Annotated in this window: 16 protein-coding genes and 1 pseudogene; 4 read left to right on the forward strand and 13 right to left on the reverse strand. The window is 66.7% G+C overall.

Annotated elements, in window-relative coordinates:
• Positions 1 to 41 precede the first annotated feature (41 nt).
• The 13 genes and pseudogenes from gabT to APT59_RS10670 form a co-directional block, all read right to left on the reverse strand.
• Positions 42 to 1,330: pseudogene (gabT, locus tag APT59_RS10610) on the reverse strand (4-aminobutyrate--2-oxoglutarate transaminase).
• 143 nt (positions 1,331 to 1,473) lie between these two features.
• Positions 1,474 to 2,937 carry an NAD-dependent succinate-semialdehyde dehydrogenase gene (locus tag APT59_RS10615; protein ID WP_059314814.1) on the reverse strand — a complete coding sequence of 488 codons (1,464 nt, stop codon included), beginning with the start codon at positions 2,935 to 2,937 and terminating at the stop codon, positions 1,474 to 1,476.
• A 141-nt stretch (positions 2,938 to 3,078) separates the two neighbouring features.
• A complete protein-coding gene (locus tag APT59_RS10620) occupies positions 3,079 to 3,981 on the reverse strand; it encodes a LysR family transcriptional regulator (RefSeq protein ID WP_059316871.1) in 903 nt (300 codons plus the stop codon).
• A 76-nt stretch (positions 3,982 to 4,057) separates the two neighbouring features.
• Positions 4,058 to 6,085, reverse strand: coding sequence for a pyridoxamine 5'-phosphate oxidase family protein (locus tag APT59_RS10625; protein ID WP_059314815.1), 2,028 nt, complete (start codon positions 6,083 to 6,085; stop codon positions 4,058 to 4,060).
• A gap of 31 nt (positions 6,086 to 6,116) precedes the next feature.
• Positions 6,117 to 6,728: a glutathione S-transferase family protein gene (locus tag APT59_RS10630; protein WP_059314816.1), complete on the reverse strand. Its 612-nt coding sequence runs from the start codon at positions 6,726 to 6,728 to the stop codon at positions 6,117 to 6,119.
• A gap of 314 nt (positions 6,729 to 7,042) precedes the next feature.
• Complete coding sequence (gene argE, locus APT59_RS10635; protein WP_059314817.1) at positions 7,043 to 8,194, reverse strand: acetylornithine deacetylase; 1,152 nt, start codon at positions 8,192 to 8,194, stop codon at positions 7,043 to 7,045.
• Positions 8,191 to 8,868 carry a DUF1028 domain-containing protein gene (locus tag APT59_RS10640; RefSeq protein WP_059314818.1) on the reverse strand — a complete coding sequence of 226 codons (678 nt, stop codon included), beginning with the start codon at positions 8,866 to 8,868 and terminating at the stop codon, positions 8,191 to 8,193. The genes argE and APT59_RS10640 overlap by 4 nt, the downstream gene beginning before the upstream one ends.
• Before the next feature lie 9 nt (positions 8,869 to 8,877).
• On the reverse strand, positions 8,878 to 9,294 hold the full coding sequence (locus tag APT59_RS10645) for a RidA family protein (RefSeq protein WP_059314819.1): 417 nt from the start codon (positions 9,292 to 9,294) through the stop codon (positions 8,878 to 8,880).
• Between the two features lie 136 nt (positions 9,295 to 9,430).
• Positions 9,431 to 10,723 carry a flavin-containing monooxygenase gene (locus tag APT59_RS10650; protein WP_059314820.1) on the reverse strand — a complete coding sequence of 431 codons (1,293 nt, stop codon included), beginning with the start codon at positions 10,721 to 10,723 and terminating at the stop codon, positions 9,431 to 9,433.
• A 78-nt stretch (positions 10,724 to 10,801) separates the two neighbouring features.
• Positions 10,802 to 11,533: a class II aldolase and adducin N-terminal domain-containing protein gene (locus APT59_RS10655; protein WP_059314821.1), complete on the reverse strand. Its 732-nt coding sequence runs from the start codon at positions 11,531 to 11,533 to the stop codon at positions 10,802 to 10,804.
• Positions 11,534 to 11,552: 19 nt separating this feature from the next.
• Positions 11,553 to 12,386, reverse strand: a complete 834-nt coding sequence (locus APT59_RS10660) for an ABC transporter substrate-binding protein (RefSeq protein ID WP_059314822.1) — start codon at positions 12,384 to 12,386, stop codon at positions 11,553 to 11,555.
• A gap of 28 nt (positions 12,387 to 12,414) precedes the next feature.
• Complete coding sequence (locus APT59_RS10665; RefSeq protein ID WP_059314823.1) at positions 12,415 to 13,287, reverse strand: phytanoyl-CoA dioxygenase family protein; 873 nt, start codon at positions 13,285 to 13,287, stop codon at positions 12,415 to 12,417.
• A 28-nt stretch (positions 13,288 to 13,315) separates the two neighbouring features.
• A complete protein-coding gene (locus APT59_RS10670) occupies positions 13,316 to 14,836 on the reverse strand; it encodes an amino acid ABC transporter permease/ATP-binding protein (protein ID WP_059314824.1) in 1,521 nt (506 codons plus the stop codon).
• 390 nt (positions 14,837 to 15,226) lie between these two features.
• On the opposite strand from APT59_RS10670, the gene APT59_RS10675 reads away from it, so the two are divergent.
• The 4 genes from APT59_RS10675 to APT59_RS10690 all read left to right on the forward strand — a co-directional run bounded on the left by APT59_RS10675 (position 15,227) and on the right by APT59_RS10690 (position 20,202).
• The gene (locus tag APT59_RS10675) at positions 15,227 to 16,159 is read left to right on the forward strand and encodes a LysR family transcriptional regulator (RefSeq protein ID WP_059314825.1); all 933 of its coding nucleotides are present in this window, start codon (positions 15,227 to 15,229) and stop codon (positions 16,157 to 16,159) included.
• 121 nt (positions 16,160 to 16,280) lie between these two features.
• Positions 16,281 to 16,793, forward strand: a complete 513-nt coding sequence (locus APT59_RS10680; RefSeq protein ID WP_059314826.1) for a sigma-70 family RNA polymerase sigma factor — start codon at positions 16,281 to 16,283, stop codon at positions 16,791 to 16,793.
• Positions 16,784 to 17,734, forward strand: a complete 951-nt coding sequence (locus tag APT59_RS10685; protein WP_420480516.1) for a FecR domain-containing protein — start codon at positions 16,784 to 16,786, stop codon at positions 17,732 to 17,734. Before APT59_RS10680 ends, APT59_RS10685 begins: the two co-directional genes overlap by 10 nt.
• Positions 17,735 to 17,805: 71 nt before the next feature.
• A complete protein-coding gene (locus APT59_RS10690) occupies positions 17,806 to 20,202 on the forward strand; it encodes a TonB-dependent receptor (protein ID WP_059314828.1) in 2,397 nt (798 codons plus the stop codon).
• The last annotated feature ends 3 nt before the right edge of the window (positions 20,203 to 20,205 follow it).

Consider the following 20,205-nt stretch of genomic DNA (forward strand, 5'->3'; position numbering starts at 1 on the left):
CGCCTTGTTTGGCTCTAGCTCGCGAGATCGTGAGCAACTTCTCAGGCACTGGCCTGGGCGAGGGCCTGGCCGAACATCTGCAAGGCTTCGGCCAGTTGTGCTTCTGTAGTGACCAGAGGCGCCAGGAAGCGGATGACGTTGCGCTCCACCCCGCACTTGATCACCAGCAATCCGGCCTGACGGGCGCCCTCGATGACCTGCTGAGCGAGGGCGGCGTCCGGGCTCTTGCCATCCGCGCCGACCATCTCCACCGCCAGCATGAAGCCGCGGCCGCGGACCTCGCCGATACGCGGATGGCGGCGCTGCAGGTCGAGCAGACCTCTGCGCAGCTGCTCGCCCAAGGTGACCCCACGGGCGACCAGGTCCTCCTCTTCAAAGATGTCCAGGACTGCCAGCGCTGCGGCGCAGGCCAGGGCGTTGCCACCGTAGGTACCGCCCAAGCCGCCGGCAGGGGCGCGTCCATGATGGCGGCGCGACCGACCACCCCGGAGAGCGGCAGGCCGCCGGCCAGGCTCTTGGCCACCGTCACCAGGTCGGGCTGGATGCCGGTCTGCTGGAAGGCGAAGAGGCTGCCGGTACGGCCGAAGCCGGTCTGGATCTCGTCAGCGATGAGGACGATACCGTGCTGGTCGCACAGCGCGCGCAACCCCTGGAGGAATTCCACCGGCGCCGGACGGAAGCCGCCGTCGCCCTGTACCGGTTCGATCAGGATGGCGGCCACCTGGTCGGGGGAGATCTGGGTGGCGAGCACTTCGCGCAGGCCGGCCAGGGCCTGCTGGGTGTCCACGCCGTGGAAGGGATCGGGGTAGGGCGCGTGATAGATGTCGCCGGGGAAGGGGCCGAAGTTCTGCTTGTAGGGCTGGGCGAAGCCGGTCAGGGTCACGCCCAGCAGCGTGCGGCCATGGAAGCCGCCGCGGAAGGCGATCACCCCCGGCCGCTTGGTATGGGCACGGGCGATCTTGATGGCGTTCTCCACCGCTTCGGCCCCGGAGGTCAGCAGCAGCGTCTTGTAGGCCTCCCCATTGCCGATCAGGGTGTTGAGGCGGCTGGCCAGTTCCAGGTAGGGCTCGTAGGCCATCACCTGGAAACTGGCGTGAGAGATCTCCCCGACCTGGCGGCGGACGGCCTCCACCACCCGCGGGTGATTGTGGCCGACGTTGAGCACGCCGATGCCGCCGACGAAATCGAGGTAGCGGCGACCATCCACGTCCCAGACTTCGCTGCCCTGGGCGCGGGCCACCACGACGGGGTGGGCGGTGATGATGCCGCGGGGAACGCCTTGTTCGCGATAACCCAACAGACGTTCGGTGGCTTTGGCAGCGGAATTCATGCAGCGATACTCCAGGCAGGGGCGAGAGTTCCAGCCTACGCAGGCCGTGGGGTCGGTAACGCTGAAGTTGCCGGCCCCCGCATCGCGATCGGCTGTTTTGATCACGGGTGGCGGCATTTTCGGTTGCTCGCCGCCGTGGGATTTCAGTCGAGCCCGCCCAGGTGCCAGGCCTTGACCTCCAGGTACTCGTCCAATCCCAGGTGCGAACCCTCGCGGCCCAGTCCGGACTGCTTCACGCCGCCGAAGGGGGCGACTTCCATCGACAGGGTGCCGGTGTTGAGCGCCACCATGCCGAAATCCAGCTGTTCGCCCACCCGCCAGGCGCGGCGCAGATCCTGGGTGTAGTAGTAGGCGGCCAGGCCGTAGGGCGTGGCATTGGCCAGGGTCAGGGCCTCGGCCTCGTCGCGGAAGCGAAACAGCGGCGCCACCGGGCCGAAGGTCTCCTCGCTGGCCAGCAGCATGTCCGCCGTGGCGCCGGTCAGCACCGTGGGGGCGACGAACTGGTCGCGGCCGCCGGGCAGGCCACCGAACAGGGCCTTGGCGCCCTGGGTTAGGGCGTCGTCGACGTGGCGGGCCACCTTGTCCACCGCCTGGCGATTGATCAGCGGACCCAGCGCCACCCCGGCCTCCAGGCCGTTGCCCACCTTAAACTTGGCGACCTCGGCAGCCAGGCGCTCGGCGAAGCGATCATGGATGCCGTCCTGTACCAGGATGCGGTTGGCGCAGACGCAGGTCTGGCCAGCGTTGCGGAATTTGCTCTGCAACACCCCCGCGACGGCCAGGTCCAGGTCGGCATCGTCGAAGATGATGAAGGGGGCGTTACCGCCCAGTTCCATGCTGGTGCGCTTTACCGTGGCCGCGCACTGCGCCAGCAGCAGCTGGCCGATGCGGGTGGAGCCGGTGAAGGACAGCTTGCGCACCGCTGGATTGCGGGTCAGTTCGCCGCCGATGCCGGCGGGCATCCCGGTGAGCACATTGAATACGCCGGGCGGAAAGCCGGCGCGGTCGGCCAGTTCGGCGAGCGCCAGGGCCGAGAGCGGGGTGAGGTCCGAGGGCTTGATCACCACCGGGCAGCCGGCCGCGAGGGCCGGCGCGGCCTTGCGGGTGATCATGGCGTTCGGGAAGTTCCACGGGGTAATGGCGGCGGCGACACCTACCGGCTGCCTGAGCACCAGCACACGGCGATCGCGCGCCGGGGCGGGCAGGATATCGCCATAGGCCCGCCGGGCTTCTTCGGCGAACCATTTGACGAAGCTGGCGCCATAGGCGATCTCGCCACGGGCCTCGCCCAACGGCTTGCCCTGTTCCAGGGTCATCAGCAGGGCCAGATCGTTCTGGTGTTCCAGCATCAGGGCGTACCAGCGCTCCAGCAACGCCGCGCGCTCGGCCGCCGGACGCTCGCGCCAGGCTGGCCAGGCCGCTTCCGCCGCGGCGATGGCCCGGGCGGTTTCCGTAGCCTCCAGGGCCGCTACCTGGGCGATGGTCTCGCCGGTGGCAGGGTTTTCCACGGCGAAGGTGGCGCCGCTGTCGGCGGTTATCCAGTGGCCGTCGACATAGGCGGATTCCTTGAACAGGCGGGGGTCTTGCAGATCGAGGTGCAGCGGCATGGTGGCGCTCCCAATGGCAGGTCAGGCCCTGAGTCTAGGGAGCGGCGGCGGCGGCGGATGCCGAATTGGCCCCATGCGAGCGGCGGGAGAACGCGTTCGGCGCGCCCTGGCCGCAGTTTGTGCGGTGGCCGTCCGGCTTGGTCAACCGGGCATTTCGCCAAACAGCGGATCGGCACGCAGCGCGGCCGCCGCCAGCGCAACGAAGAGTCTGACCTTGGCCGCCGCCTGACGGCCTTGCGGATAGACCAGATGCACCGGCAGAGGCGCCTCTTCATGGGCTTCGAGCACCAGGCGCAAGGAGCCGTCGGCCAGCGCCGGGGCGATCTGGTAGTGCAGCACCCGGGTAAGGCCCCATCCAGCCCGGGCAGCGGCGATGGCGGCCTCGTTGGTGTTGCACAGCAGCAGCGGATCCACCACTACCCGTTGACCCTGGGCGAAACGCCATTCCGGCGACGCCCAGGCCCCCTGGCAGGCGAGGATGCGGTGCTCGCGCAGCGCGGCCGGCGTGGTGGGAATGCCCTGGGCGTCCAGATAGGCAGGGGCGGCGCACACCACCCGCCGCACGCGGCCGACCTGGACGGCGGTGAAACCCGAGTCCGGCAGCTGGCCGATGCGCAAGGCGACGTCCATGCCTTCGTCCAGCAGATTGACCTGGCGATCGACGAAGAAGGTACGGACACGCATCTCCGGATAGCGAGCGAGAAAGTCCAGCACCAGGGGCAGCACGTGCAGTTGCCCGAACAACATGGGCGCGGTGATCGCCAGGGTTCCCGAGGGCCTGGCCTGGTGTCCCGCGGCCGCCAGCTCCGCCTCGGCGATCTCGCCGAGGATGCGCCGACAATCCTGCAGATAGCGGGCGCCGGCCTCGGTGGGCTTCACGGAACGGGTGGTGCGCACCAGCAGCTGGGCGCCGACCAGCGCCTCCAGGCCGGCCACCAGGCGCGTCACCGCCGGGGCGCTCAGGTGCAGTTCCCGGGCCGCACGGGCGAAACTCTCGGTTTCGGCCACCTTCACGAACACGCGCATCGCCTGCCAACGATCCATCTGCGGGGTCTTCCTCAGGGCGCCGGAGCGGCCCGGCAAGACGTCCATGGTAGTCGACCCGGCCAGGCAGGCCAGCCTAGAGATCCAGTTCCAGTGGCGCGGACCCGGCAGCGGGCCGCGCGCAACAGAGCAGGGCCTGGTCGGCAGCGACCGCCGCGGCGGGTTCCTTGGCATAGGTGACCGCGCCCTGGAGCAGTCCCGTGCGACAGCTGCCACAGTGCCCCTCGCGACAGCTGAAGGCGGGCTCCAGGCCCTGGGCTTCGGCTAGTTCCAGCAGGCTGCCGGAGGCGGGCGTCCACTGCGCTTGCTGGCCGGACGCCGCGAAGCGCACCCGGACGGCCTCGGTGGCCGCGGCAGGCCGCACGGTCGCCGCCGTCGCCGCACCGCTGCGCACCAGGCCGGCCGGACCGAAGGCTTCGGCACGGATACGGCCATCCTCGATGCCAAAACCGCGCAAGCCGTCATATAGCCCCTGGGTGAAGGCCGCGGGGCCGCAGAGGTAGAAGTCATAGTCACCGAAGGGCAGCTGGCGGCCCAGCAGCGCCATGTCGATGCGCCCGGCGACGTCATAGTCCACCCCGGGAAGGGCAGCAGCGGGATCGCTCAGCAGCCTGATCACCCGTAGCGTTTCCGGAGCCCTGGCCATCAGCTCGCTCAGCTCCCGGTCGAAGGCCCGTTCCGCCTGGGTCCGGGCGCCATAGAACAGCGTGACTGGCCGCCGACCCTGATGGACCGCCTGGCGCAGCATGGCCAGCAACGGAGTGATGCCGATCCCGGCGGCGAGGAACACCAGGGGGCGCTCCGCCGAGGCCGCCAGGGTGAAGTCGCCGGCGGGCGCCTGGGCCTCGATCAGGTCGCCTTCGCGCAGCTGGTCGTGCAGCAGTCGCGAGACCAGGCCGTCGCGCTTGACGCTGATGCGGTAATAGCCGTCGGCGGGGAGGGAGGTCAGGGTGTAGGTTCGCACCAGGGAGGGTTGCCCTGCCTCGACTGTCACCCGGATCGGCAGGAATTGACCGGCCTGGTAGGGGGGCAGGGCTGCGCCGTCCACTGATTCGAGGTGGAAGGAGCGGATGGTGGCGCTCTCCTGGACGATCCGGGTGATGCGCAGCGGACGCCAGCGGCGGTCCTGGGCCCTGGCCTGCAGGCGCCGTTTGGCTTCCGCCCAGCTGCCGGTCAGCCGACTGCTCTCCGACTCGCCGCCGGGCTGCGCCTGCCAGCGCAACGCCAGGGCGCCGCGGCGACGGACGATACGCTGGGGGCGAAAGGTCCAGAGGCGTTCGGCGCCTTCGAAGGCGGCGATCTCGGGCGAGTCGAACAGGACCTCGGCGGTCCCGCTCAGCTGCAGCAGATCGCCGCGCTCCAGGTCCGCGAACAGCAGTCCGGCCCGGCCATTGGCGACGACATTGCCCAGGGTGTTGAAGAACAGATTGCCGTTGAAGTCGGGAATGGTCAGCAGGCCCTCGGCGTCTGCCCGGACGAAGCCCGGCTTGCCGCCCCGGTGGGAGACATCGACCCGTCGCTGGCCCTGCTGGTCGGCGTAGGAGGCGACGAAAAAGGCATCGGCACTGGTGATTAGCGCGCGGGCCGCCACATCCAGGCTGGCGAGCTGCTCCCCGGGCGTGACCGGGACGGCGCCCGGTTCGTGAGCGAAGCTCAGGTCACGCAGCTGGATATAGCGCGGGCAGTTGCCAAAGCTCTGGTCCACCGTCACGCGCAGTCCCTGGGCCGTGGGGCTGAGGATGCCGTTCATGCGATTGCGGCGGCGGGTGTGCCACTCGATGCCCAGCAGGCCCACGGCCGCGTCTGCGCCCAGTCCAGGCGCTGCTGGATCCTCGCTGGCGGGGCGGGCGGCGATATCCAGGGTGGTGGACGTGGGCGAGGCGAGAAAGCCCGGCTGGCCTTCCAGGATCGTCGCCCAGGCGTCGCCCGCGGCATCCACGCTGCCCAGTACCACGAAGGGCAGCTGGGCGAAGAACTGCCGATGCTGGTCGGGCATGAACGGCCGGATCACCCGCGGCCCCAGGGCCTCCAGGCGTTCACGAACGCCTAGCTGTTCCTGGATGAAGGTTTCCCCGGCGTGCCAGGAGGGTAGGGGCTCATGCATGACCTTGACCTCCAGCAGGGTGAGGGCTCGATCAGGCCCGGAGGCCGGCCACGGTCTCGGGAAAGGGCACGAAGCCGGGCAGGGCCTCCACCCGCTGCAGGAAGGCGCGCACCGCCGTATAGGGCGCCAGCTCCACATTGCCTTCCGGCGCTCCAGCCAGGTAGCTGTAGAGGGCGATGTCGGCGATGGTCGGGTGATCGGCAGCCAACCACTCGCGCGTGGTCAGGTGCGCCTCCAGGCGTTCGAGCAGGACATGGGCGCGGGCGATGACTTCTTCCGGATTCAGGCGGGCACCGAACACCGTGATCAGTCGCGCCGATGCCGGGCCATAGGCCAGTTCGCCTGCAGCCACCGATAGCCAGCGCTGCACCGCGGCCGCGCCAGCGGGGTCTTCCGGTAGCCAATCGGTACGCCCGGCCTTTTTCGCCAGGTAGACGAGGATGGCATTGGAATCGGCGACCACCGTCGCGCCGTCCGCCAGCACCGGCACTTGGCCGAAGGGATTGAGGGCGAGGAATTCCGCCGTGCGATTGGCGCCGCCCGGAATATCGATGTCGATCAGCTCGACCTCGATCCTCAGCAGCGAGGCGAAGAGTACGGCGCGATGGGCATGACCGGACAGCGGGGTGTGATAGAGCTTCATGATCCGACTCCTGGCAGGCAGCGGGCCGAGGGGGCCCGATAGGTGCTACCAGCTTGGGATCAGCGCGCTTTCGAGGGAATGGGTCTTCTGGTCAGTTCAGCATTCCGCAAAATGGAATGATCGGGCTAGGTCCTGTATGAAAAGTCGCCGAGCGAAAGTCAGGCGAGGCCTAGGCGGCCCCACGAAAAAGGCTGAGGAAGCGGACCGGGCTCGCGCACGAGTTTTAGACTGGTAAATAAGCATTGCGGCCGGGCTGGCGATCCAGGCCTTTTTCAACGCAGCATCACCGAGCGCAGGCAGTTTTCGTACAGGATCTAGCGGCAGGCGAAGGCCAACACCCGCCCCAGCATGGCATCGCAATCATCCAGCTGCGCCTGGCTGATGAATTCGTCCGGCTTGTGACCCTGTGCCATGCTGCCGGGGCCGCAGACCACGGTGGGGATGCCCGCCGCCGCGAACAGCCCCCCTTCGGTGCCGAAGGCCACCGTGCCGAAGTCGCGCGAGCCACAGAACTGCGCGATCCAGTCGGCCGCCTCGCTTTCGATGGCGGTATCCAGGCCGGGATAGCTCGACAGCTCGGTGAAGCGGATGGCGCTCCGACCGCTGATGGCGCGCATGGCCGGGAGCAATGCCGCTTCGGCATAGGCCTGCAGCTGATGGATCACCTGGTAGGGGTCCTGGGCGGGCAGGGCGCGGATCTCGAAATCGAAGGTGCAGTCCTGGGGCACGATGTTCAGTGCCTGGCCGCCACCGATGAGGCCGGTCTGCACCGTGGAGAAGGGCGGATCGAAGCGGGGGTCCTGGCTTTCCGCTGCCTTGAGCGCCTCACCGAGCCGGCCGAGTTCCACGACCAGGCGCGCGGCGTATTCGACGGCGTTGACGCCCTGGAGCGCATAGGCCGAATGACAGGCCGCGCCGTGCACCTGGCAGCGCATGGCTACCTTGCCCTTGTGGCCGAGCACGGGTTTCAGCTCCGTGGGCTCACCGATCAGGCACAGCAGCGGCTTGACCGGATGCAGGGTCAACTGGTCGAGCAGGCTGCGCACGCCGAGGCAGCCGACTTCCTCGTCGTAGGACAGTGCCAGGTGCAGCGGGCGGCGCAGGGCCGCACGGCTGGCCGCGGGCACCAGTGCCAGCAGGCAGGCCAGAAAGCCCTTCATGTCGGCGGTACCGCGACCGTAGAGCTTGCCGGCGCTTTCGCTGAGGACAAAGGGGGGACGGGTCCAGGCCTGGCCGTCTACCGGCACCACGTCGGTATGCCCCGAGAGCACGATGCCCGGCACGTCCGCCGGTCCCAGGGTGGCGAACAGATTGGCCTTGGTGCCTTCGCCGTTGTGGATCAGCTCGTAGGGTACGCCGAAGCCCTCTAGGTAGCCGGCGACAAAGTCGATCAGCGCCAGGTTGGATTCGCGGCTGGTGGTGTCGAAGGCCACCAGCCGTGCCAGTAGTTCACCGCTGGCGCTCATCGGTCGTCTCCCGGGACGCCGTAGCCGGGGGCGAGATCCGGGCGCACCGCCCGGTCGAGATAGTCCTGCAACTGGGGTTCATAGGCGCGCCACAGCGCCGTCAGCTCACCGATGGGGTCCGTCTCGGCCCAGTCGACCCGCAGATTGACGATGGGCCAGCTGGCGTCGCCCACCACCAGCAGCGCCGCCGAATGCACCGGACCGGCCTCGCCACCGGCGGCCATGGCCGCCTGCATGGCCCGCAGCAGGCGCTGGGCAAGAGCGCCCTGGCTGGCTTCGAAGCTCTCCACCAGCGCCTCCACAACCGCGGGGCTCGCCAGCATGTTGCCAGCGCCCACGCAATCCCGGCCGCTGCGCGCCTGGTGCACGCCCAGGGTATAGGCACCGCTGTGGTGGGCACTGCGGCCCTGGGCGTCGATGACGGTTACCTGGCGATACTCGGCGTAGCCGTCGTCGGCCAGGCTCTCGGCCAGGGCCACGGTGGGAGCCAGTCCCGCGGCCAGTCGCTCCAGGGTGCGCGGCCCTAGGGCCGGCAGGGTGATGTTCTGCGAGCTGACCGCGCCGATCCCGGGTTGCAGCCAAGGACAACGGGCGCCCACGGCGATGCTCGATGAACTGATGGCGATGCCGAACTGACCGGTCGTGGCGCAGCGGGCGGTGAGGGAAAAGGTCATGGGGCGGCCTCAGTCGGGGATCACGGCGATGACATCGATCTCCATCAGCCACTGGGGCTGGCCCAAGGCCGCCACTACCAGGCCGGTGGAAATGGGGAAAACCCCCTTGAGCCACTTGCCGACCTCCTGGTACACCGGTTCGCGATAGCGCGGATCGATCAGGTAGGTGGTGGTCTTGACGATATGACTGAGGTCGCTGCCCGCTTCTTCCAGCAGCTGCTTGACGTTCTTCATGGCCTGCTCGGCCTGGGCCCGGGGATCGCCCAACCCCACCAGATTGCCGTCGAAGTCGGTGCCCACCTGGCCGCGCACATAGACGGTGTTGCCGGCCCGCACGGCCTGGCAAAGGTCGTTGTCCAGGGTCTGGTTGGGGTAGGTGTCCTTGGTGTTGAACATGCGGATACGGGTGTGGGTCGGCGCGGCCATGGGGATGCTCCTTTTTTCGAAGTAGGTTGGGCTGAGATGGCTCCATCGTCGAAGCCCAACACGGTGGATTTTGATCTCGATCATGTTGGGCTTCGCTGGCGCTCAACCCAACCTACGCGCCCTATAGGGGTGGGTATCAGGCGCTGCGTGAGTGCTGCATCGGCGCACCGGCGGTTTCGCTCGGGCGGTAGTCCTGGTAGCGGCGCTGGATGGCGATCTGGTCGGCCACATGGCGGGCGTCGTGCCAGCAGCCCCAGATGAAGGCCGAGCCGCGGCGACTGAGCCAGGGCAGCCCGACGAAATAGATGCCCGGCTCGGCGCCGACCCCGCGCTGGTGCCTGGGCTTGCCGTTCTCGCCGAAGGTGTCCACCTGCAGCCAGCTGAAGTCGGTGGCATAGCCGGTTGCCCAGATCACCGCGCTGACGCCCGCGGCCTTCAGGTCCAGCTCCTTGAGCGGTTCGCGGATGCAGGCGGCGTCCGCCACTCGTTCGCGGGCCGCGGGCTCTTCGGGCAGGTCCAGGCCATGGCGCGCGGCATAGGCGTCAGCGGCGTCGAGCAGGGCCAGGTAGTTGGCGTCGCCGGCGTCGAGATTCCTGTTGAGGTCCGGGCGGAAGCGCACCACGTCGTCGACGAAGACGTCGGTGAGGCCCACCAGGGTCATGCCGGCCTGGGCCAGGCGGCGGAAGTCCACGGTATGGCCGCCGCGGGCGCCGCTCACGGCGATGGTCACGTGCTCGCGACCCGGCTGCATGGTCTCGGTGTCCCACAGGCCGAGCACGCCCAGCCACCAGCAGAAGTCGCGGCCGCGATAGGCCCGCGGCGGCCGGTCATGGGGGCCTACGGAGAGATAGACGCGCTTGCCGGCGCGCAGCAATTCCTCGGCGATCTGCACCCCGGAGGAGCCGGCGCCCACCACCAGCACCGCGCCCTCGGGCAATTGTTGCGGATTGAAATAATGGGCGGAGTGGATCTGGTAGAGGCTCTCGTTTGTTGGTGCGATGGCCGGGATCACCGGCTTCTGGAAGGGACCGGTGGCCACCACCACACGCTGGGCGTTCAGGCTGCCGGTTGAGGTTTCCACCAGAAAGCCAGCCTGGCCGGCCTGGCGGGTCACCCGGGTGACGGCGACACCGGTGCGGATGGGCGCGTCGATCTGCCGGGCATAGGTCTCGAAGTAGGCGGCGATTTCGTCCTTGCCAGGAAAACCATCCGGCGGCGTGTCGAATTCCAGGCCGGGGAAGCGGTCATGCCAGGCCGGGCCGTTGGCCACCAGGGAGTCCCAGCGGCCGGTGCGCCAGGCTTCGGCGATGCGGTTCTTTTCCAGCACCAGGTGCTCGATGCCGAGCCGCCCCAGGTGTTCGCTCATGGCGATCCCGGCTTGGCCGGCGCCTATCACCAGGGTGTCGATCGTGGTCGGTAATGTGGACATGAGGGTACCCTTCGGCCGCTCCGCAGGGTGCGGCCGTCATCTAAGCAGTAGGAAGGCGGAGCGGAGGCTCCGCGGCGATCAATCCAGCACGGATGGGTCCTGCTGGACCATCAGTTCTTTCATCTCGGCGAAGTGCTGCTCGGAGAAGTCGGTGATGCCTTCCCAGGCCCGCGCGGTCTTCTCGGCGACCGCATCGGAGAGCACCTTGAGCGGCTGACCGGTGGACCAGGCGGTGACCAGGATCTGGCAGGCCCGCTCCAGGGTCCAGATGTCGTCGAAGGCCTGGCCGATGGTGGGGGCGATCACCATGACGCCGTGGTTGCCCATCAACAGCCGCTGCTTGCCGTCGAGCAGACCGGCTAGGCGCGCGCCCTCGGCCTCGGTGTCGGCCATGCCGCCATAGAGCTCGTCCACCGCCAGGCGGTTGAAGTAGCGTGCGGTGTTCTGGTCGATGGGCGGCACCTCAGGCTTGGCCAGGCAGGCCACCGCCGTGGTGTAGACCGGGTGCAGGTGTAGCACCACCCGGGCCTCCGGCAGTCGTCGATGGATCTGCCCATGGATCGACCAGGCCGTGGTGTCCACGTCAGGCCGCTCGGCGCCCTGCGGATCGTCCGCGTCGAGCAGCAGCAGGTCACTGGCGCGGATGCGCGAGAAGTGCTTCCACTTGGGGTTGATCAGGAACTGCTTGCCATCTGGCGAGACGGCCGCGCTGAAGTGGTTGGCGACGGCCTCGTGCATGCCGAGGTGGGCGATGACGCGAAAGGTCGCGGCCAGATCGATACGCAGCCGTTCCTCGTGAGAAAGTGCCATGGTGGTGACTCCGTAAGGCTCAGGGCTTGGGCATCAGGGTGGCGATATCCGCCTCGGTGGGCGCCTGGAAGTTGTATTTCTCCAGCAGCGCGGCGTATTCGGGAGTGGCGCTGTATTGCTTGAGCGCGTCCACCAGGGCGGTCCTGACCTCGTCGTTGCCCTTCTTCACGCCGAAGCCGTTGAGCACTGGGTAGATCAGGGTGTCCGAGGAGATCACCACGCGATTGCCGAGTTTTTCCACCAGGCCACGGGCCACGGCGGCGTCGGTGATCTGCGCCTCCACGGCCTTGGACAGCAGCGCCTGGGTGGTCTGGGGATCGGTGCCGTACTCGCTCACCGCGATGGGCTTAAGGCCGTTCTTCACGCAGTACTCGTCCGACAGCTTGTGCAACTGCTGCAGCCAGGAGGTGGCGCCCATGGAGCCGATCTTGTGGCCACAGAAGTCCTCCGGCTTCTTGGGCTGATAGCTGCTGCCCTTTAGCGAGATGATCGATTCTCCGCTCTTGAGGTAGGGGATCATGTCGATCACCTTCAAGCGCTCCGCAGTGATGTACATCGAGGAGTTGGTGATGTCGAAGCGTCCCCCCTGCAGTCCGGTGATGAGGTTGGGGAAGCGGGTGTCGAGCGTCTCCACGGAGCGGCCCATGACCTTGGCCAATCCCTCGACGAATTCGATGTCGAAGCCTGCCGGCTTGTTGTCCTGCACGTATTCGTAGGGGAAGAAGGTCAGGTCGGAACCGGCGATGAGCTTGCCTGGCTGTTGGAAGGCCCCGGCGGCGGTCGAGGCCAGGGCGATGGCAGCGCCCAGCAGGGTGGCGGCGAGAGGGCGAATCGAGACGCTGAAGCTGTGCATGGCGATGCTCCGTGACGGATAGGAAGGATCAACCGGCGGCCTGGTCGAGCCCGGCCTGCTGGACGAAGAAGGAGGCGCCGCGCGGCTTCTGTGGCAGGCGCACGCTGTTGGCCACGCTGCGCACCAGACCGCTTTCCTGACCGGCCACCAGGACGCCGGCGTGTTCGCTGGGCAGCGGGTTCTCGCCGAAGGGCAGGGCGTCCTCGGCGGCATAGACGCTGATGAACAGGGTGCGCGGCAGTTCGGTTTGGTTGGGGCTGGAGGCATGCAGCAGGCGGGTGTGCATGAAGCACACCGAACCGGCCGGCCCGAAGCAGGCGGTCGGCTGGCCGCAGTGCTCGGCGACCACCCCGTCATCGACGGCGCCGCTGAAGCGACCGTCCTGCCAGTGCGACCACAGCGGACCCTGGTGGCTGCCGGGAATGACGGTAAGCGGGCCATTCTCCGGCGTGACCTCGCTCACCATCAGCAGCGCGGTGACCACGTCGTCGTTGCTGTGCGGGGTGAACAGAAAGTCCTGGTGCCATTTCACTTGGGTGGCGGTATGGGGCAACTTCGAATTGATCTTGCTGTGGTGAAAGCGGGTGCCGTTGCCGCCGATCAGTTGGGCGGCGACCTGCGCCATCCGCGAGGAAAGAGCGACCTGGCGATAGGTCGCGGAGATTTCTGTGGGCGAGCTGACCCGGCGCAGGGATGGGTGGTCGGGCCGATGGTCCAGCTCCACGTCGAAGCGAGCCCGACCATCCTGGGTCTCGCCCCAGGCCTCGGCATGGCTGCGGCTGTCTTCGACCCAGAGATCGAAGTCGGCCTGCAGGGCGGCGATCTCCTCGGCCGACAGCAGGTTCTCGACCACCAGGTAGCCGTCTCTGTGGAACTGGTCCAGTTGCGCTTGTTCGATCATGTCGTTTCTCCGAAAGCCAGGGGTGGGGTCAAGCCAGGGACACGTCCTTGAGGAAGGCCTCGACGCGCGGGTGCTGGCCGTTACGTAGTACCTCGGGCGCGTCGTCGCAGACCACGCGGCCCTTTTCCATGAACACGATGCGATCCGAGACCTTGAAGGCGAAGTTCATCTCGTGGGTGACGATCACCATGGTGATGCCCTCCTGGGCCAGGGCCTCGATCACCTGCAACACCTCGTTGACCTTTTCCGGGTCCAGCGCCGAGGTGGGCTCGTCGAAGAGCATGATCTGCGGCCGCATCATCAGCGCCCGGGCGATGGCCACCCGCTGCTGCTGACCGCCAGAGAGCTGGTGCGGATACTTCCAGGCGTGGTCGAGCATCCCGACCTTGTGCAGCAGGGCGTAGGCCTGCTGCCGCAGGGCAGCTACGGTATCCAGGCGGTGATAGCGCGGTGCGAGCAGCAGGTTGTCCAGCACCGTCAGGTGGGGAAAGAGGTTGAAGCTCTGGAACACCATGCCGATGTCCAGGCGATGCTCGCTGTTCTCAATGAAGCGCGGTTTCTGGGCGCCGTCCTTGTGCAGGTGAAGAAAGGGCTGGCCGTTGATGCGGATCTCACCGTTATCCAGTTGCTCCAATCCATTGAGCAAGCGGATCAGCGTGGTCTTCCCCGAACCCGAGGGGCCGATCACCGAGACCACCTCGCCTGGGTGGATGCGCAGATTGACCGAGCCCAACACCTCGACGTCGTTATAGGCCTTGTGCAGGCGCGCGGCCTGCAGCGCCGGGGTGGTGGCGTCCCATTGCGGCTTGGCGCTGGCGGTCGAGGCCTGGGTGGCCAGGGCAAGCACCTGGGCGTCGGGGGTACGCACCACCTTGCGCTGGGTAACGTCGAGGAAGCGCTCCAGGCGTTTGAGCAGGAAGTCGAACAGGGTGACGATCAGCACGTAGTAGAAGGCCACCGCCACCATGGTTTCCATGACCAGGAAATTCTGCGAATAGAGGCGCTGGCCGACCATGAGGATCTCGGTGAGGGAGATCACCGACACCAGGGAGCTGAGCTTGACGATGGAGATGTATTCGTTGGCCAGCGAGGGCAGGGCCACCCGCAGTGCCTGGGGGATGACGATGCGCCACTGGGTGCCAAGAAAACGCAGACCCAGGGCTCGCGCCGCCTCACCCTGGCCCTTGGGAATCGACAACAGGCCGCCACGGTGGATCTCGGCGACATAGGCCGTCTCGCTGATCACCAGGCCGATGAGCCCGGCCCAGAAAGGGTCGGCCAGTACCACCGAGGTGGCCGGCAGCGCCTGGGGCAGGTTGTAGATGAAGATCAGCAGCACCAGCAGCGGCACGCTGCGAAAGAACCAGATGTAGCCCCGCGCTGGCAGGCTGAGTGCGGGCAGCCGGGATTGCTTGGCCAGGGCGATGAAGAAGCCCAGCGCGATGCTGATGATCCAGGTGAGAGTGCTGAGCTTGATGACCGTCCAGGTTGCCAGCCAGAATTGAGTGTCGCCGATAAGGCCGAACATGTAGTTCCAGTCAAAAGTCATCGTCGAAAGACCCGTTGCCATTCATTGAAAGTGCGTGCCCGAAGAGGCGCGCTGTAGCGGTAATTACAGAATTGGCAGTCAGTGGACTTATCGTCAATTAACAAATTACGGGCCTTTGTATAGGACTTGCCTATACAGAAAAACCGCTTTTTTAAGCCTCTGATTCATATGCCCCGATACAGGGCAAGGCGCCGTCATTCAGGGCGCTAATGCGGGATTTTGGTGCAGTCTTGCGGAAGGGTCGGGAGTTAATAGCGGGCAGGATTCGCTGGCTATACAGGCATTTGGCCGTTGTTTGAGCAGAATGTCGGATGGCTGGCACAGCTTTCGCTTCAAGGGTAGAGGCTATGCAGAACCATTCTCTGCACTGTTTTTTCCTATAGGCGATATGTGACGCATTTTACGCTGAGACAACTTCGTTACTTCGTGGCAGTGGTCGAGGAAGACAGCATTGTCGAGGCGGCGCGGCAACTCCATATATCGCAGCCGTCGATATCCGTGGCCATCAAGAATCTCGAAGAAAGTTTCGAGCAGAAGTTATTCATTCGCCATCACGCTCAGGGTGTTTCCCTGACGGCCAGCGGGCGTCGGCTCTATGAGAAGGCCAAGCAATTGTTGCGGCTTTCCCAGGAACTGGAGCAGAACGCCCGGGCAGAAAACGAGATGGTCTCGGGCACGGTGGCCATCGGTTGTTTCGAATCCGCAGCGCCGCTCTATCTGCCCAGGCTGGTCGCCGGCTTCAAGCGGCTCTATCCGGAAATCACCATCCAGCTGCAGGACGGCGAACAGCACGAGCTGATGCATGGGGTACATCGCGGCCGTTTCGACCTGGTGTTTCTGTATGACCTGGAGCTGGGCGACTCCATCACCAAGGAAAAGCTCAACGCGCCGCACAAGCCCTACGCCTTGCTGCCCATTGCCCACCCGCTGGCACACAAGAAGGCGGTGACGCTCAAGGAGCTGAGTCGTGAGCCCATGATCCTGCTGGACGTGGTACCCAGCCGCAATTACTTCATCGACATCTTCAAGGAGAAGGGCTACCACCCCACAGTGGCCTACAGTTCACCCTCCATCGAGATGGTGCGCTGCATGGTGGGGCAGGGCCTGGGCTTCTCGGTGCTGGTCACTCGGCCGACCACTGACCTTACCTACGACGGCAAGCGCCTGGCGCAGGTGAACATCCATGACGACATGCCGGCCTCGACCTTCATCATGGCCTACCTGCGCAACAACGAGCCTACCAAGGCGACCCGGCTGTTCATGGACTATTGCCGGTCCGTGGACCTCTCGCCGCTGGCGCCCGAGCCCGCGGCACGAGACTAACCCTCGCCGTTCGAGCCTTTTACCTGAGCCCGTGCGCACGATAGAGCGCCCGGGACTGGTCGATGCCAGTGCCTGTAAAGTAGAATCAATATCATCTAGGCATCATCAGGTAGCAGCCGGCATGAGTGATATGGCTCTCGAGTCCTCGCGCACCCTCCAGGCGTTCTATCGCGACCACAGCGGTTGGCTGCAGGCCTGGTTGCGTCGGCGGCTGGGCAGTGAGTGGGATGCCGCCGACCTCAGCCAGGAAGCCTTCCTGCGGCTGCTGCGCAATCCCCAGGTAGTGGCCGAGCTGCAAGAACCCCGTGCCTATCTGCTGACCATTGGCAAACGCCTGCTGATCAATTTCCAGCGTCGGCGCAGCCTGGAGCAGGCCTATCTCAATGCCCTGGCGGAATTGCCCGAGGCCTGCGCCCCGTCACCCGAGCAGCGCTGGGTGTTGCTGGAGACCCTGCAAGCCCTGGACGAACTGCTCGACGGCCTGCCATCCGCGGTGCGCCAGGCCTTTCTGCTCAGCCAGCTCGAAGGCCTGACCTATCGCGAGATCGCCGACCAACTGCAGGTCTCCGAGCGCACCATCAAGAGATACATGGCGCAGGCCTACGAGCACTGCCTGCTGGCCGAATTGTGCTGAGCGACCCCCAGGACCGCCGGCGGACGGCCATCCGCGAAGCGGCTGGTTGGTTGGCGCTGCTGGAGTCGGGTGAAGCCACTGCGCGGGAACAGGAGCTCTTGCAGGAGTGGCGCGAAGCCGATGCCGAGCACGAGCGCGCCTGGCAGGCGGCGCTGACGCTGCAACAACGCTTCGCCACGGTGCCCTCGCGGCTGGCCATGGCCAGTCTGCGGCCAGCCGATCGCGGTCGCCGCACGGCCTTGCGTCAGCTGCTTGGCCTGGCGGTGGTGATCCCGACCGGATGGTGGCTGATGCGCGAGCTGCCGCTGGACGCCTGGACCGCCGCCGTCAGCACCGCTACCGGTGAACACCGCAGCCTGACCCTGGCCGACGGTAGCCTGCTGCAACTCAATACCGCGACCGCCGTCGACTTGGATGAGACACGCCGCTACCTGCGGCTGATCCGCGGCGAAGCCTCGTTGCAGGTGCCCGGCGCCCTCCCCATGACCCTGGATACCGGCTTCGGCGCGGTGACGCTGCGCCAGGCCGAGGTCTGCGTGCAGCGGCATGACGAGGGGTGCGACGTGCGCGTCGTCAGCGGCAGCGTGGATATCCAGCCGCTGGCGGGGCCTCGCCTGGAGCTGGGAGAGGGCCGGCAGCTGCGTCTGAGCGCCCTGGGCGTCGGTGCCATCGAGCCCTTCGCCGCGACCGTGCTGAGCTGGCGCCAGGGCGTGCTGATCGCCCAGGACCAGCCGCTCGGTGAGTTCCTGGAGGAATTCAGCCGTTATCGCTTCGGCCTGCTGCGCTGGGACCCGGCGGTAGCCGATCTGCGAGTGACCGGCAGTTTCCAGCTCGCCGATACCGACCGCGTCCTGGCGCTGCTGGCCGCCACCCTGCCGGTGGACGTGCAGTGGCGGACCCGCTTCTGGGTCACCCTAGTGCCGCGCTCGACCACCGCCTGAAAAAAGCCTGTCCCCTTTTACGCGCTCGTCGGTCATTACCGGCATAGGACAAACAACAGGAGGGGGATTCGATGGTGGCGTTGGTATGGCGTCCGTTGCTGCGCACGGGCTTGCTGGTAGCGTTGAGCGGTACCCCCTGGTGGGCCGGGTCGGTCTGGGCGCAAGAGGCTGCCCGGCGCCACTATGAGATACCGGCGGGCAGCCTCGCCCAGGCGCTGACGCGCTTCGCCGCGGAGTCCGGCGTCAACCTGGCCGTGGATCCGGGGCTGGTGAGCAATCGCGCCAGCGCCGGCCTCGATGGCAACTACGGCGTGGAGGAGGGCTTCAGCCGCCTGCTCGCCGGCTCGGGGCTGCGGCTGCAGCCGCTGGGCGAGCGGGACTTCACCCTGGCGCCGGCGCCGCCGGAGAGTGGCGTCCAGGAGCTGGCCAGCACTTCCATCGTCGCCACCAGCCTCCAAGCCGACGAAGCCCCCTACGCCGGCGGCCAGGTCTCACGCCAAGGCTCCCAGGGGTTGCTGGGCAAGCGCGATTTCATGGACACGCCCTTCAGCCAGACGGCCTACACCACCCAGACCGTACAGAATCAGCAGGCGCGCACCCTTACCGATCTGATCGCCAGCGATCCCTCGGTACGTTCCACCAATCCTTCCGGTGGGCGCTTCGAGCAATTCACGATCCGCGGTCTCAGCCTCTACAACAGCGACGTGGCCTACAACGGCCTCTATGGCGTGCTGCCGACCTATTCCATCGACCTGGAGATGGCCGAGCGGGTCGACATCCTCAAGGGGCCGAGCCAGCTGCTCTATGGCATCTCCCCCCGCGGCAGTGTCGGCGGCGGCATCAACGTGGTGCCCAAGCGCGCCACCGACCAGCCCATCACCGAATTCACCGGCAGCTATGCCTCCGATAGCCAGGTGGGTGGGGCCGTGGACATCGGCCGTCGCTTCGGCGAGGACAATCGCTTCGGGATGCGCTTCAACGGCGTCAAGCAGGCCGGCGACACCACCTGGGATCACCAGCACGTCGACCGCCAGATGGGTGTGCTCGGCCTGGATTACCGCGTGGAACGCCTGCGCCTGGGGCTGGACCTGGGCCACACCGAACGTGATACCGACGCGCCCCAGGAACGGGTGCTGGTAGGCGCCAATGCCCGGGTGCCCGATGCCGACGACGTGCGCCACAACTATGCCCAGCGCTGGACCCGCGCCCAGACCAAGGACACCTTCGGTGCCTTGCGCGGCGAATTCGACGTGGACGAGTCGCTGATGGTCTACGGCGCCGTGGGGGCGCGCCGCAGCGATCATGATTTCCTGCGCCACAACGTCTCCCTCACCAACGATGCCGGCGACTTCACCGTCCAGCCGCGCGACTTCACCCGCGACGAGAATGTACGTACGGCCAACATCGGTGCGCGCAAGTGGCTGCAGACCGGACCGGTCAGCCACGAGCTCAACGTCAGCGCCGACTACTTCTACATGGACTTCGAGAACGGCGGCGGACGCTATGCCACGGGCACGAGCAACCTCTACAGCCCCCGCGACCTGCCGCCGCCAGGCGTGCAGACCCGCTCCGATGGTGAGGACTACACCGAGAACCGTTTCAGCGGTGTGGCCCTGGCCGATACCCTGGGCTTCTTCGATGATCGTTTGCTAGTCACCGTCGGCGCTCGTTGGCAGCGGGTGAAGGTGGACGACTGGTCCGACGGCGTGAAGCAGGACACCGCCTACGACGAGGAAAAGGTCTCGCCCTCGGCCGGCGTGCTGTTCAAAGCCACCGAGAAACTGTCGCTCTATGCCAACTACATGGAAGGCCTGAGTCAGGGCAAGATCGCTCCCTCGAGCTCGATCAACGAGGACGAGATCTTCCCGCCCTTCATCAGCCGCCAGGCGGAAGTGGGCGCCAAGTATGACTTCGGCGCCGTCGCCGTCACGGCCAGCGCCTTCCGCATCAAGCAGCCCGCCTACGAGACCAACGCCACCAGCCGGGTCTTCGGCCCCAATGGCAAGCGAATCAACGATGGGGCGGAGCTGAGCGTGTTCGGCGAGCCGCTGCAGGGCTTCCGCGTGCTTGGCGGCCTGATGTACATCGACAGCGAACTGAAGGGCACCGTGGGTGGCACCTTCGACGGCAATCGCGCCCCGGCCACGCCCAAGCTCAATGCCAACCTCGGCGCCGAACTGGATATCCCGGCGGTGCCCGGCTTGACCCTGACCGGTCGCGGGATCTACACCAGCTCCCAGTACCTGGACCAGGCCAACAGCAAGGAAATCGATGCCTGGCACCGCTTCGACGTGGGCGCACGTTATGCCTTCAAGGTCGACGCTACCCGCGTCACCCTGCGCGCCTCGGTGGAGAACGTGATGAACGAGCGCTACTGGGCCTCGGCGGGTGCCCCGGACGATGCCGAGCCGGGCCTGACGATTTCCACGCCACGCACGCTGGTGTTCTCGACCAGCCTGGCGTTCTGACGG

The sequence above is a fragment of the Pseudomonas oryzihabitans genome, assembly GCF_001518815.1.
Classification (GTDB): Bacteria; Pseudomonadota; Gammaproteobacteria; order Pseudomonadales; family Pseudomonadaceae; genus Chryseomonas; species Chryseomonas oryzihabitans_E.

Bases quoted from the DNA above. Each gene is read 5' to 3' on its own strand.
- APT59_RS10660 (WP_059314822.1), bottom strand. From the start codon at position 12,386: ATGCACAGCTTCAGCGTCTCGATTCGCCCTCTCGCCGCCACCCTGCTG.
- argE (WP_059314817.1), bottom strand. From the start codon at position 8,194: ATGAGCGCCAGCGGTGAACTACTGGCACGGCTGGTGGCCTTCGACACC.
- APT59_RS10630 (WP_059314816.1), bottom strand. From the start codon at position 6,728: ATGAAGCTCTATCACACCCCGCTGTCCGGTCATGCCCATCGCGCCGTA.
- APT59_RS10625 (WP_059314815.1), bottom strand. From the start codon at position 6,085: ATGCATGAGCCCCTACCCTCCTGGCACGCCGGGGAAACCTTCATCCAG.
- APT59_RS10615 (WP_059314814.1), bottom strand. From the start codon at position 2,937: ATGCCGCTGCACCTCGATCTGCAAGACCCCCGCCTGTTCAAGGAATCC.
- APT59_RS10655 (WP_059314821.1), bottom strand. From the start codon at position 11,533: ATGGCACTTTCTCACGAGGAACGGCTGCGTATCGATCTGGCCGCGACC.
- APT59_RS10680 (WP_059314826.1), top strand. From the start codon at position 16,281: ATGAGTGATATGGCTCTCGAGTCCTCGCGCACCCTCCAGGCGTTCTAT.
- APT59_RS10620 (WP_059316871.1), bottom strand. From the start codon at position 3,981: ATGGATCGTTGGCAGGCGATGCGCGTGTTCGTGAAGGTGGCCGAAACC.
- APT59_RS10645 (WP_059314819.1), bottom strand. From the start codon at position 9,294: ATGGCCGCGCCGACCCACACCCGTATCCGCATGTTCAACACCAAGGAC.
- APT59_RS10665 (WP_059314823.1), bottom strand. From the start codon at position 13,287: ATGATCGAACAAGCGCAACTGGACCAGTTCCACAGAGACGGCTACCTG.
- APT59_RS10650 (WP_059314820.1), bottom strand. From the start codon at position 10,723: ATGTCCACATTACCGACCACGATCGACACCCTGGTGATAGGCGCCGGC.
- APT59_RS10640 (WP_059314818.1), bottom strand. From the start codon at position 8,868: ATGACCTTTTCCCTCACCGCCCGCTGCGCCACGACCGGTCAGTTCGGC.
- APT59_RS10670 (WP_059314824.1), bottom strand. From the start codon at position 14,836: ATGACTTTTGACTGGAACTACATGTTCGGCCTTATCGGCGACACTCAA.
- APT59_RS10690 (WP_059314828.1), top strand. From the start codon at position 17,806: ATGGTGGCGTTGGTATGGCGTCCGTTGCTGCGCACGGGCTTGCTGGTA.